This is a genomic window from Rugosimonospora africana (assembly GCF_016862975.1).
GTDB lineage: Bacteria > Actinomycetota > Actinomycetes > Mycobacteriales > Micromonosporaceae > Rugosimonospora > Rugosimonospora africana.
Window position 1 is genome coordinate 279716 of record NZ_BONZ01000013.1, and the last position, 12708, is coordinate 292423.

The window sequence follows — 12708 nt, forward strand, 5'->3', positions numbered from 1 at the left end:
TCAATACTCCCGTTACGTCAAGGTCGAGTCGGCGGCACCGGGTCGTACCCGCCGGGATTGAAAGGTTGGCACCGCAGCAGCCGCCAGACCGCCAGCCGGAGTCCACGCACCGCGCCGTGTGTCGCAATCGCCTCAAGGGCGTATGCGCTGCATGACGGGTAGAACCGGCAACGGGCCGGCAGTGCCGGGCTTATCCAACGACGGTACGCGATGATGGGGGCTGTCAACACCTTCGCGCCGAGCGTGGTCGGCCCGGACCGCGCGTGCACGTGTTGAACGCTCATCGCCGCACCGCCCCACGAGCGCGAGCGGCGCCTAACGCGCCGTCGAGATCGGCCGCGATCTGCGGGTACGGCCGGGTCGCCGCCCCGGGCAGCGCGCGGACCACGAGGTCCGAACCCACCGGCAGGTCACCGAGCCGTTCACGGACGAGTTGCCGCAGGCGCCGTTTCACCAGGTTTCGGGCAACGGCCACGCCAACGGACTTTGGCACGACAAAACCGGCACGCGGGGAGCGCGCCGGTTCACTGCCGACCTCCGGGGACATCAGATGCACGACGATCACGCCACGACCAGCACGCCGACCGCCACGGATCGTCGAGGCGAACTCACCGTGGCGACGGAGCCGCTGCGCGGCGGCCAGCACCCGATCCCCCCAGCGGCCCTCAGGCCGAAAGGCGGGCGCGGCCCTTGGACCGGCGCGCCGAGATGATCGCGCGCCCGGCGCGGGTGCGCATGCGCAGCCGGAAGCCGTGGGTCTTCGCGCGCCGGCGGTTGTTCGGCTGGTAGGTGCGCTTGCTCACGTCGAGCTCCGTCTCAGAACTGTCCGGCGACGCGCGCCGAACCAGGATCCAGAAAGTCCACAAACAATTCTGCGTGACCGACTTGCGGGCACGCTTCCGAGCCAGCCTACCAGCCGGACGCCTGATCAGCCCAAACGGTACCGGCGCGGACCCGTGCCCCGGCGCATCCGCATACGTCCCGTGATCCTCCGGAAACGGTGGGTATGACCTGGAAGAAACTTGGCGCAGCCGCATAGACCCCAGGTGTGGACAAGCGTGACACAAGCATGTGGACAACGGTTGAGAGGGTGTGGACAACGCTGTTAACCTGCCCGCTTGCCGGTGATGTCGACGAGGCTGGCCACGCGTAAAAACGACAAGCCGGACAAATGACGAACGGAACGGAATGGCGTGGTGCCGTCACGCGAGGCGGCAGGGGGTGCGCGGCGAGGGAGATCACTCTCCCACCGCTCCTAGTAAGTCGATTCACAGGCTGTGGAAAAGCTGTGGATGACGCGCGTGGGCTGTGGACGCGATGTGTACCCGTGGGGGACGGGCCTGGGAACAACAGGGGGTGCGGCGGTGGCGGATGCGTATGACCTCGGTGCTGTGTGGGCGGCGGCGACGGACGAGATCGGCTCGGCTCAGCACCGCGCCTACCTCCGGCTGACCCGGCTGCGCGCGATCGTCGAGGACACCGCCCTGGTGGCCGTTCCGGACGCGTTCACCCGCGACGTGATCGAGTCCAAGCTGCGGCCGGCGATCACCGACGCGCTGTCCCGGCAGTTGGGTCGCCGGATAGATGTCGCAGTCACCGTGCGGGCGCCCGAGGAGCCTCCCCGGCCGGTGTCGCCGCCGGTCCCGATGTCCGCGCCCGTGCCCGAGGTACCCGCGTTCATCGCTCAGGCGCCGGTGACCCGGACGGCCGAGCCGACCCTGTTCGACGCCGCGCTCATGCGTGAGCCGGGGATGGGCACGGAGACCAGCGAAGAGGCGACAATCCCGCCGCCGCGCACCGGGTACGAGGTCGGGTACGAGCAGCGGTACGGCCGGATCAGCCCGCCGCCGCAGGCCAACCCGTACCAGAGCATGCCGCCCGCGCCTCCGATGCAGCGGACGCCGACCAGCCCGCCCGCGCCGATGCACCCGCCGGTCACCTCGGGTGGCGGCGGCACCGGCCGGGACGACCACCGGCCCTCGATCGGCCCGAGCGACGGCGGCAATCGACTCAACCCGAAGTACATGTTTGAGACGTTCGTCATCGGGTCCTCGAACCGATTCGCGCACGCGGCCAGCGTCGCGGTCGCTGAGTCGCCGGCGAAGGCGTACAACCCGCTGTTCATCTACGGCAGCTCCGGGCTGGGCAAGACCCACCTGCTGCACGCGATCGGGCACTACGCCACGACGCTCGGCACCGCCCGCTCGGTCCGGTACGTATCGACCGAAGAGTTCACCAACGACTTCATCAACTCGCTGCGCGACGACAAGACCCAGGCGTTCCAGCGCCGGTACCGGGACGTCGACATTCTCCTGATCGACGACATCCAGTTCCTGGAGACCAGGGAGCGCACCCAGGAGGAGTTCTTCCACACCTTCAACACGCTGCACAACTCCAACAAGCAGCTGGTGATCACCTCCGACCGTTCCCCGAAGCAGCTCGCGACGCTGGAGGACCGGCTGCGTACCCGGTTCGAGTGGGGCCTGCTGGCGGACATCCAGCCGCCGGACCTGGAGACCCGCATCGCCATCCTGCAGAAGAAGGCGGCTCAGGAGCGGCTGTCCGCCCCCGCCGACGTGCTGGAGTTCATCGCGTCCCGGATCTCCAGCTCGATCCGTGAACTCGAGGGCGCGCTGATCCGGGTCACCGCGTTCGCCAGCCTGACCCGTTCCCCGGTCCAGCTGTCGCTCGCCGAGGAGGTGCTGCGCGACTTCATCCCGGACGGCACCGGACCGGAGATCAACGCCGACCAGATCATGGCCTCCACCGCCGACTACTTCGGCGTCAGCCTGGAAGACCTGCGCGGCCACTCCCGCTCGCGGGTACTGGTGAACGCGCGCCAGGTCGCGATGTACCTGTGCCGGGAACTCACCGACCTGTCCCTGCCCCGCATCGGGCAGGCGTTCGGCGGTCGCGACCACACCACGGTCATGCACGCCGACCGGAAGATCCGCCAGCAGATGGCCGAGCGCCGGTCGCTCTACAACCAGATCGCCGAGCTGACCAACCGGATCAAACAGACTCCCTGACCGCGCGGCCAGTCGACCGCAGTCCGACCGCAGTCCGTCCGTGTCCGCCGGCGCCCCGCTACGAGGGCAAGCCGGCGTTCGCCGACGGGGCCACCCGGCAGACCATGACCGTCTGGGTCACCCTCGGTCGGTGGAGCCGGCGCGCACCTTCTCCTATTGCGGCTGCACGTTCTCCTACCGCTGGCCGCACGCCGCGGGCGTCCCGGCCGAGGACGGGAACTCGGTACTGGTCGAGTCCGCCGTTACCCGGGGATGCTGACGGCGGCCGGCAGCACCAGGAGAGCCACGAGGTTCGTTGCGCCGTCCAGCCCGAGCGGCTCGAAGCCACCGCCCAGACGTTGACGGCCGCCGCCCAGACGATGACCCGCCGCCCAGACGTTGACGGCCGCCGCCCAGGGGATGACCCGCCGCCCCAGGCGATGACGGTCGCCGCCGAACGCTGGAACGCAGGGCTCAGGACGATCCAGCCGCTCTCCGAGGCCGCGTACCGCGACCAGCGACTCGACGACGAGCCGAAGTAGCCGGGCTGAGCACACCGACGGTGACCGGTCGGTCCATCGTCGGTAGCCCTTCGCGTGTCATAACCAATCCACACCCTGTGGGTCACCATCCACAATCGACCCAAGTTATCCACAGAGTGTGGATCCCGCCTGGGGAAGCCGTGTGGAACTCATGTGGACGTGTCCGTTTGGCCGTGGACACCTTGTGTACGACGTTTCCCCACAGCTGGGGGTAAATCCTGGGCATAACAGGTGGATAACCGGTGGACGGCCGTGGACAAGTGTGCCGGCGCCGGCCGGGTTGGGGACAAGTCGCCGTTTCAGACAGTCTTGTTCCACACCCTCCCCACCTGTGGAAATGCGAGCTGAGCAGTGCCGATGGCAGTTCTCCACAGAACGCACAGGTGCGAAGAAGACGATGAAATAGATCTTCTAAGAAAACAAAAAGCAATCATCTGCGTGTGGAAAGAACCGGGTGCCAAAGTTGCCGGGGTCGGTGCACGGCCAGCTTGCGTTCGCCATACAGTGCGAGAGGCAAACGATGAGTTTGACCGGACGGCGGCCCGGACCGCCGGTGACCACCAGGCCCCCAGCCTGGATCGGGAGGGCACAAGATGAAGTTCCGAGTCGAGCGTGACGCGCTCGCTGACGCCGTCGCGTGGACAGCCAAGAGCCTGCCCAGCCGGCCGTCGGTGCCGGTCCTGGCCGGAGTGATGCTGCGCGTGTCAGGTGGTCAGCTGGTCGTTTCCGGCTTCGACTACGAGGTCTCCAGCCAGGTCTCGGTCGAGGTCGCGCCGGACGCGGACGGGGCCGCGCTGGTTTCCGGTCGTCTACTCGCCGAAATCACCAAGGCGCTCCCGGCCAAGCCGGTCGACGTGGCCGCGGTCGGCGCGCACTTGGAGCTGGTCTGCGGCAGTGCGCGGTTCACGCTGCCCACCATGCCGGTGGAGGACTACCCGACGCTGCCCGAAATGCCGGCGACCGCGGGCACCGTCGACGCCGCCACCTTCGCCTCGGCGGTCGCCCAGGTGGCGGTCGCCGCCGGGCGGGACGACACGCTGCCGCTGCTGACCGGTGTCCGGGTCGAGCTGGAGGGCTCCACGATGACCCTGCTGGCCACCGACCGGTACCGATTGGCGATCAAGGAGCTGCAATGGCGCCCGGACACCGCCGAGGCCAGCCTCCAGGCGCTGGTACCGGCGAAGACGCTGGCCGACACCGCGAAGACGCTCGGGCCGCTGGGCGGCGAGGTCACGCTGGCACTGGCCCGCGGTGGCATGGGTGAGGGCATGGTCGGCCTCGTCGGCGGCACCCGGCGGACCACGAGCCGGTTGCTCGACGGGGAGTTCCCCAAGGTGCGCAACCTGCTGCCCGATCACCACAGCGCGCAGGCCCGGATCCAGGTCTCGGCGCTGGTCGAGGTCGTCCGGCGGGTCGCGCTGGTGGCCGAGCGGACCACCCCGGTGCGGCTGTCGTTCAGCGAGGACGGGCTGATCGTCGAGGCCGGCGGCACCGAGGACGCGCGGGCCAGCGAGGCCATGGACTGCACGTACGAGGGCGAGGCGATGCAGGTCGCGTTCAACCCCGGGTACCTTCTGGAGGGCCTGCAGGCGCTGGACGGACCGACCGCTGTGCTCTCGCTCACCGACCCCCGCAAACCGGCGGTATTGGCTCCGGCCGGTGAGAATGGGGAGATCATCCCCGGGTACCGGTATCTGATCATGCCGATCCGGATCGGCGCCTAGTCCAAAACGCAACAAAGGGAGAAACGCCATGCAGCTCGGGCTGGTTGGCCTCGGCCGGATGGGCGGCAACATGCGCGAGCGGCTCCGCCGTGCCGGGCATGAGGTCATCGGTTACGACCCGAATCCGGAGAAGAGCGACGTTCCGGGTTTGGCCGACATGGTGGCGAAGCTGACCATGCCGCGAGTTATCTGGATCATGGTCCCGCAGCAGTTCACCGAGGACACCATCGACAAGCTGGTCGAGGTGCTCCACGAGGGCGACCTGATCATCGACGGCGGCAACTCCAAGTTCACCGATGACAAGCCGCGCGCCGAGCGCCTGGCCGGGCACGGGATCGGATACCTCGACGTCGGCGTGTCCGGCGGCGTGTGGGGTCTGGCCAACGGGTATGGGCTGATGGTCGGTGGCGCCAAGGAAGACGTCGCCAAGGCCCAGCCGATCTTCGACGCGCTCAAGCCCGAGGGCGAGTTCGGGTTCTCGCACGCCGGCCCGGTGGGCGCCGGCCACTACGCGAAGATGGTGCACAACGGCATCGAGTACGGGCTGATGCACGCGTACGCCGAGGGGTACGAGCTGCTGGAGGCATCCGAGTACATCACCGACGTACCAGCCGTGATCAAGTCCTGGCGCTCCGGCACGGTCATCCGCTCCTGGCTGCTCGACCTGCTCGACCTGCAGCTGGACGACGACCCGAAGCTGGACACGCTGCGCGGGTACGCCGAGGACACCGGCGAGGGCCGCTGGACGGTCGACGAGGCCGTCCGGCTCGCCGTGCCGCTGAACGTCATCGCGGCTTCGCTGTTCGCCCGGTTCGCCTCGCGGCAGGAGGACTCGCCCACCATGAAGGCGGTCGCCGCGCTGCGCAACCAGTTCGGCGGGCACGCGGTCAAGAAGGAGATCGGCTAACGGCCGCCGGCCCCGGGAGAAAGACTTGTACGTCAGACGGCTCGAACTCGTCGACTTCCGCTCGTACCCTCGGTGTGTCGTCGAGTTCGAGCCCGGGTGCAGCGTGCTGGTCGGCCCGAACGGCGTAGGCAAGACCAACCTCGTCGAGGCGCTCGGCTACGTGTCGACGCTGGACAGTCACCGGGTGGCCACCGACGCACCGCTGGTCCGGGCCGGTGCCACGTCGGCGGTGATCCGATCCGAGATCGTGCACGAGCACCGGTCCCTGTCGGTCGAGCTGGCCATTGAGCCGGGCAAGGCCAACCGGGCCCGGCTCGGCGGCTCTCCGGTACGGCGGGCGCGCGACGTGCTGGGCGCGCTGCGCATGGTGCTGTTCGCTCCCGAGGATCTGGCGCTGGTCCGCGGAGACCCGGCCGAGCGCCGCAACTACCTCGACCATCTCCTGGTCGCCCGGCAGCCCAGGTACGCCGGGGTACGCGCTGACTACGAGCGGGTACTCAAGCAGCGCAACGCGCTGCTGCGCACCGCGTACCTGGCGCGCAAGACCGGCGCGGGTACCCGTGATCTGTCCACGCTGGACGTGTGGGACGTGCACCTCGCGTCGCACGGCGCCGAACTGCTGGCCGCCCGGCTGGAGCTGTGCGCCGCACTCGGGCCGCACATCGCCAAGGCATACGACGCGGTGGCCGCCGGCCGGGGCCGGGCCGGCATCGCGTACCGGTCTCGGGTACCGATCGAGCCCGCCGACCGGGAGTCCCTGTCGGCGGCGCTCTCGGCCGCGCTGGTCGAGTCCCGGCCCAGCGAGGTGGAGCGCGGCATGACCCTGGTCGGGCCACACCGCGACGATCTCCTGCTGACGCTCGGCGAGCTGCCGGCCAAGGGGTACGCGAGCCACGGCGAGTCCTGGTCGATGGCGCTGGCACTGCGGCTGGCCGCGTACGAACTGCTGCGCACCGAGGGGATCGAGCCGGTACTGGCTCTGGATGACGTGTTCGCCGAGCTGGACGCCGGGCGTCGGGAACGGCTCGCCGAACTGGTCGGCTCGGCCGGTCAGCTATTGATCACGTGCGCGGTGGCGGAGGATGTACCGGCCGCGTTGCGCGGAGCCAGGTACGAGGTCAGCGAGGGTGAGGTGCACCGTGCCTGAGGAACGGCCAGAGCAGACCGGGCCGGCGGCCGAGGCCGGCTCCGCGCCCCCGGGCGGTCCCGAGGCCGACGGGCAGCGGCTGACCGGACCCGAACTGGCACGGGCGGTGCTCGACGCCGCCAAGGTGCGCCGGGACGCCGCCCGATCGTCCCGGCCCCGCCGAGTCGACGCGCAGGGCCGTCCGCTGACCCGCCGGCTCCGCGGCTATTCGGGCCCTGGCCCCGACCCGCGCGATCCGCAGCCGTTCGGCACGGTACTGGCCAAACTGGTCAAGTCGCGCGGGTGGCAGCGGCCGGCGGCCGAGGCCACCGTGTTCGGCGACTGGCCGAAGGTGGTCGGTGCGGAGATCGCGGAACACTGCCGGCCCACCAAGCTGGAAAACGGCGAACTGACCATCGAGGCCGAATCCACCGCCTGGGCGACGCAACTGCGGCTGCTGTCCGGCAAGCTGCTGTCCGGCATCGCCGCGCGGGTCGGTCACAACGTGGTGACCAAGCTGCACATCCACGGTCCGGCGGCGCCGTCGTGGAACCGCGGGGCCCGGCGGGTTCGTGGTCGCGGGCCGCGCGACACGTACGGCTGACCGGGCCTTTACTGGACGAGCGGAGCAGCCGCCTCTTCGGCGAGCACCGGGGCGGGATCCGTCACCGGAACGGGCTCGGCGGCTGCGGTGTGCTCCGCCTGCCGGGCCGTGGAGTGCGCCACCGATCGGGACGCGGCCCGGGGGCCGGTCGAGCGGTCGACCCGCTGGCCGGGTACCACGGCGAGCTGCCCGGACAGCAGGCGACCCGGTGCGACCAGACGGCGTGCCATGAGACGGCGCGAGTCGGCGATCCGGCCGGACACCGCGATTCGCCGGGAGGCCGCCGACTCACGGACGCCGACGAGCAGCTCGCGTGCCTGCGCGGCGGTCGGGAGTGACAGGTCGAGGCGCCGGGACAGCGCGAACGCGGCGATCACGCAGGCGGCCAGGGTCACCACGCCGCCCAGCGCCAGCGTGGAACGCGGCCCGGTGACGTCGGACAGCCAGCCGAGCAACTGCGCGCCCAGCGCGCTGGACAGCGAGCTGGTCATGGCGAGTGCCGCCAGCACCCGGCCGCGCATGTCCGCGCGGGTGTCCAGCTGTACGCGGGTGGACACAGTCGTGTCGATCAGCACCGCGGCCGCGGCGATCGGCAGGATCGCGGCGGCGAAGCTCCACAGGCCGCCGGAGAAGCCGGCGGACAGTTCGAGCGCGCTGCCGACCAGGCCGGCGACGATCAGGGTCGGGTACCCGAGCCGGCGTTGGCGGGCGGCCAGGAAGCCGCCGGCGACGGAGCCGACCGCGAAGACCGTGGAGAGCATCCCGTACCCGGCCGCGCCGGCGCGCAGCGGACCTTCGCTCATGGCGGCCATGGTCACCTGGTAGTTCCGGCCGAGGCTGCCCAGCACGGCCGCCAACGCCAGGGTGATCAGTACGACCGGCTGGGTGAGCAGGTACCGGAACCCGTCCCGTACCCCGCGCTTCTGGGGTTCGGCCAGGTCGACCGGCTTGTGGGTACGGATGAGGAACAGCGCGACGATCACCACGAGGAAGGCCGCCGCGTTGCCGGCGAACAGCGGTGCCGGGCCGAGTACGGCGACGGCCACGCCACCCAGGCTCATCCCGAGGATCCGGCCGGCGGAGTTGTTCAGCGAGCCCAGCGCCAGCGCGTTGCCCAGGGTGTCTGCGTCGACCGTCGAGGAGGTGAACCTGCCCAGCGCCGGTCCCTCGAACGTGCTGACCAGCCCGGAGAGGATCGAGATCACGTAGAGCACCGACATGCCGCCGGCGTGGTGCCAGGCGACCACGGCCAGGCACGCGGCCAGCGACGCGTGCGCGAGCTGGGTGCAGACCAGCAGCCGGCGGCCGGGGAACCGGTCGGCCAGCGCGCCCGCCCAGGAGCTGAGGAGCAGCACCGGCAGCGCCTGCAGCAGCAGGTTGAAGCCCATCTGGGTGGTCGAGCCGGTGAGCTGGAGTACGAACCAGTTGATGGCGAGGGTCTGCATCCACCGGCCGGTGACAGACACGAAGTCCGCGGCCATCCAGATGCGGAAATTGCGTTGGCGTAGGGCAGCAAAAGTGCTGCGCACGACTACCGTCTCCTCGATCGCTGACGGCAGCCCGATTGGGTGCACACCGCCTTGTCCAGGCCGGTCGGTTCACCGGCCGGGGGCAAGTGTCGCTTCTGCTCCGGCCGATTGTCGGCAGATCGTGAGGCGATTCACTGTGCGTACACAGTCTGTAGCAATGGGAAACAGTGCCTGGTCGCCGACTGGTCTGGGTCGTGGTGCGGCGCCAGACGCACCGAGCCAGACTGGCCGGAGCGGCAGTACGAGAACCGGGTCAGAAGTCGGCGTAGACGGCGAAGCCCCGGTCGGCGCACCGGCGGTAGAAGCTGGCCAGCACGGCCAGTTCGGTGAGCGTGAAGGTCCAGTTCGGCGGCGTGCCGTCCTCGTCGCGCAGCGCCCCGAGCCGGCCGTCCAGCCACCGAAGCTGCTGGTCGGCGAGCCGGCCGGCGGAGATCGCCTTGCGCATGACGTCGGCCACCGTGTCGAACGTGACCTCCTCGCCGTACTCCTGGTGCCCGGCGACGAAGCGCTCGAGGCCACCGGCGATCCACGCGCAGCCGTCTGGGTCGATCACCGGGTCCTCGTCCTCGGCGGACGCGTCAGTGGCGTACAACACACCGTTGAGTCCGAGCAACAGATCGACGAGTTCGGTGTAGCCGGTGGCCCGTACGGTGCCGGTCTCCGCGACGTGTTCGGCCAGAGCCGCGGCCGGCCCGGCGATCTTGGGAACCTGCTGCTCCACGGTGGCGAAGTCGACGAACTCGGCAGGCGCGACCGGCTCATAGAAGCGGCCCGTACGCGGCCACTGCACGGCGACGTTGTCCAGGCCCATCGTGGCCCCCATCATCCTGATGCGGATAAGCGAACGCGGCGAGAGGGTACGGCACGAAGGGGTCGCGGCGCGACCCCCGAACCGGCGGAGTTGGCGCATCCGGGTGCGGCAAGATCTAAATCGCCCCTCAACGCGACGGCGGCTCCTGGCCCGCCGGGCGTGTGGGGGAGGTTGCGCCCGGCCCGAATCTCGCCGCTACGGCGATTTGAGGGGGTGCCGCGGGCGGCTTCTGTGGTCAGCGCGCAGTAGGATTGACGACGGAACAGATCAGCCGATCACGACCAGCGGGCCTCCCGGGATCGGCGCGCCATTTTCTCGCTCCGTCAGGCGTGCGGACCGTGGCGTGCCCATGCCCGGCGGCATCGCCTGACCGCGTCCGGAGCTTACCGCCGGACGAGAAAGCGATCGAGGAGTGGCAGCGCCGAAGCAGCAGCCGGGCGACTACAACGCGTCGTCCATCACCGTCCTTGAGGGCCTGGAGGCCGTCCGTAAGCGTCCCGGCATGTACATCGGGACGACCGGCGAGCGTGGTCTCCATCATCTGGTCTGGGAGGTTGTGGACAACGCGGTCGACGAGGCGCTGGCCGGCTTCTGCGACACCACCGAAGTGACCCTGCGGTCCGATGGCGGGGTGCGCGTCGTGGACAACGGCCGGGGCATCCCGGTCGACATGCACCCGGTGGAGAAGCGGCCGACCGTCGAGGTCGTGATGACCATGCTCCACGCCGGCGGCAAGTTCGGCGGCGGGGCATATGCGGTCTCCGGCGGCCTGCACGGGGTCGGTATCTCGGTGGTCAACGCGCTGTCCACCCGGGTCGACCTGGAGATCAAGAAGGACGGGTACGTCTGGCGGCAGTCGTACCACAACTCCGTCCCCGGCCCGCTGGAGAAGGGCGAGCCCACCCAGGAGACCGGCACCACCGTGACCTTCTGGCCGGATGCGTCGATCTTCGAGACGGTCGAGTTCTCCTACGAGACGGTGTACCGCCGCCTGCAGGAGCACGCGTTCCTCAGCCGGGGCCTGACCATCGTGCTGCGCGACGAGCGCGCCGAGGCTACCGAGGAGAAGCGCGAGGTGACCTTCCTCTACAAGGACGGCATCTCCGACTTCGTGCGGCACCTGAACCAGACCAAGACGCCGATCCACAAGTCGGTGATCGACTTCGACGCCGAGGGTGAGGGCATGGCGGTGGAGATCGCCATGCAGTGGAACGAGTCGTACGGCGAGTCGGTCTACACGTTCGCCAACTTGATCAACACGCACGAGGGCGGTACCCACGAGGAGGGCTTCCGGGCCGCGCTCACCGGTGTGATCAACAAGTACGGCGCCGACAAGAAGCTCCTCAAGGGCGACGAGCGGCTCTCCGGTGAGGACATCCGGGAGGGGCTGGCCGCGATCATCTCGGTCAAGCTCGCCAACCCGCAGTTCGAGGGCCAGACGAAGACCAAACTCGGTAACACCGACATGAAGAGCTTCGTGCAGCGCGTCTGCAACGAGTGGCTGGCCGACTGGTTGGAGCGCAACCCGAGTGAGGCCAAGGTGATCATCACCAAGGCGTCCCAGGCGGCCCGGGCGCGCATCGCCGCGGCCCAAGCCCGCAAGCTCGCCCGCCGCAAGTCGCTGCTGGAGTCCGGCTCGATGCCGGGCAAGCTGGCCGACTGCCAGTCGACCGATCCGCGGGAATCCGAGGTGTTCATCGTCGAGGGTGACTCGGCCGGCGGCTCGGCGAAGCAGGGTCGGGACCCGCGGGTACAGGCGATCCTGCCGATCCGTGGCAAGATCCTCAATGTCGAGAAGGCCCGCATCGACCGGGTACTGAAGAACAACGAGGTCCAGGCGCTGATCACGGCTCTGGGCACCGGGATCCACGACGACTTCGACATCGAGAAGCTGCGGTACCACAAGATCGTGCTGATGGCCGACGCGGACGTGGATGGCCAGCACATCCAGACGCTGCTGCTCACCCTGCTGTTCCGGTTCATGCGACCGCTGGTGGAGCTGGGGCACGTGTACCTGGCGGCCCCACCGCTGTACAAGATCAAGTGGAACAAGAAGGGCGACGACGCGCAGTACGCGTACTCCGACCGGGAGCGCGACGGGCTGATCCGGCTGCGCCAGGAGACGAAGCCCAACGCCAAGCCGGATGACATCCAGCGGTTCAAGGGTCTCGGTGAGATGAACTACCCCGAGCTGTGGGAGACCACGATGAACCCGGCGACCCGGACGCTGCGCCAAGTCAGTTTGGACGACGCGGCAACCGCGGACGAGTTGTTCAGCGTCCTCATGGGTGAGGATGTGGAAGCCCGGCGCTCGTTCATCCAGCGCAACGCGAAGGACGTGCGGTTCCTGGACATCTGACAGCTTCGTGTACCCGCAGGTCAGGCCCCTTCCCCCGGCCACGGGTCCACAGGTTATCCCCAATATCCACAGGCTTTTCCACAACTCATGAGGGCTCA

The 12708-nt window shown here is 69.2% G+C and carries 12 protein-coding genes; 7 read left to right on the plus strand and 5 right to left on the minus strand.

The window, feature by feature from the left end; translation table 11 throughout:
- Positions 1-17 precede the first annotated feature (17 nt).
- From yidD to rpmH, 3 genes are read right to left on the minus strand one after another with little or no spacing between them, the layout of a single operon-like run.
- Positions 18-284: a membrane protein insertion efficiency factor YidD gene (gene yidD, locus Raf01_RS07020; RefSeq protein WP_203916892.1), complete on the minus strand. Its 267-nt coding sequence runs from the start codon at positions 282-284 to the stop codon at positions 18-20.
- On the minus strand, positions 281-646 hold the full coding sequence (gene rnpA / locus Raf01_RS07025; RefSeq protein ID WP_203916893.1) for a ribonuclease P protein component: 366 nt from the start codon (positions 644-646) through the stop codon (positions 281-283). The genes yidD and rnpA overlap by 4 nt, the downstream gene beginning before the upstream one ends.
- Positions 647-665: 19 nt before the next feature.
- Entirely contained in the window at positions 666-803 is a 138-nt protein-coding gene (gene rpmH / locus Raf01_RS07030; protein WP_203916894.1) for a 50S ribosomal protein L34, read from the minus strand.
- A 489-nt stretch (positions 804-1292) separates the two neighbouring features.
- On the opposite strand from rpmH, the gene dnaA reads away from it, so the two are divergent.
- From dnaA to Raf01_RS07055, 6 genes are all read left to right on the plus strand, one after another.
- On the plus strand, positions 1293-3029 hold the full coding sequence (dnaA, locus tag Raf01_RS07035; protein WP_203916895.1) for a chromosomal replication initiator protein DnaA: 1737 nt from the start codon (positions 1293-1295) through the stop codon (positions 3027-3029).
- A gap of 130 nt (positions 3030-3159) precedes the next feature.
- Positions 3160-3288, plus strand: a complete 129-nt coding sequence (locus tag Raf01_RS50505; RefSeq protein WP_275412963.1) for a hypothetical protein — start codon at positions 3160-3162, stop codon at positions 3286-3288.
- An 855-nt stretch (positions 3289-4143) separates the two neighbouring features.
- The gene (gene dnaN, locus Raf01_RS07040; protein ID WP_203916896.1) at positions 4144-5274 is read left to right on the plus strand and encodes a DNA polymerase III subunit beta; all 1131 of its coding nucleotides are present in this window, start codon (positions 4144-4146) and stop codon (positions 5272-5274) included.
- A gap of 28 nt (positions 5275-5302) precedes the next feature.
- Complete coding sequence (gene gnd / locus Raf01_RS07045) at positions 5303-6181, plus strand: phosphogluconate dehydrogenase (NAD(+)-dependent, decarboxylating) (protein ID WP_203916897.1); 879 nt, start codon at positions 5303-5305, stop codon at positions 6179-6181.
- 25 nt (positions 6182-6206) lie between these two features.
- On the plus strand, positions 6207-7328 hold the full coding sequence (recF, locus tag Raf01_RS07050) for a DNA replication/repair protein RecF (RefSeq protein WP_203916898.1): 1122 nt from the start codon (positions 6207-6209) through the stop codon (positions 7326-7328).
- A complete protein-coding gene (locus Raf01_RS07055; RefSeq protein ID WP_203916899.1) occupies positions 7264-7911 on the plus strand; it encodes a DciA family protein in 648 nt (215 codons plus the stop codon). The genes recF and Raf01_RS07055 overlap by 65 nt, the downstream gene beginning before the upstream one ends.
- A gap of 8 nt (positions 7912-7919) precedes the next feature.
- Here the strand turns inward: Raf01_RS07055 and Raf01_RS07060 are convergent, their stop codons facing one another.
- Positions 7920-9440, minus strand: a complete 1521-nt coding sequence (locus Raf01_RS07060; RefSeq protein WP_239133432.1) for an MFS transporter — start codon at positions 9438-9440, stop codon at positions 7920-7922.
- Positions 9441-9693: 253 nt separating this feature from the next.
- Positions 9694-10251 (minus strand): hypothetical protein, encoded by a 558-nt coding sequence (locus tag Raf01_RS07065; RefSeq protein ID WP_203917091.1) that lies wholly within the window; start codon positions 10249-10251, stop codon positions 9694-9696.
- Between the two features lie 412 nt (positions 10252-10663).
- Between Raf01_RS07065 and gyrB the strand changes: the two genes are divergently transcribed.
- The gene (gene gyrB / locus Raf01_RS07070) at positions 10664-12610 is read left to right on the plus strand and encodes a DNA topoisomerase (ATP-hydrolyzing) subunit B (protein WP_203916900.1); all 1947 of its coding nucleotides are present in this window, start codon (positions 10664-10666) and stop codon (positions 12608-12610) included.
- The last annotated feature ends 98 nt before the right edge of the window (positions 12611-12708 follow it).

Coding starts and splice junctions, on each gene's coding strand:
- yidD (WP_203916892.1), bottom strand. CDS start 284: ATGAGCGTTCAACACGTGCACGCGCGGTCCGGGCCGACCACGCTCGGC.
- dnaA (WP_203916895.1), top strand. CDS start 1,293: ATGACGCGCGTGGGCTGTGGACGCGATGTGTACCCGTGGGGGACGGGC.
- dnaN (WP_203916896.1), top strand. CDS start 4,144: ATGAAGTTCCGAGTCGAGCGTGACGCGCTCGCTGACGCCGTCGCGTGG.
- gnd (WP_203916897.1), top strand. CDS start 5,303: ATGCAGCTCGGGCTGGTTGGCCTCGGCCGGATGGGCGGCAACATGCGC.
- Raf01_RS07055 (WP_203916899.1), top strand. CDS start 7,264: ATGTACCGGCCGCGTTGCGCGGAGCCAGGTACGAGGTCAGCGAGGGTG.
- Raf01_RS07065 (WP_203917091.1), bottom strand. CDS start 10,251: ATGGGCCTGGACAACGTCGCCGTGCAGTGGCCGCGTACGGGCCGCTTC.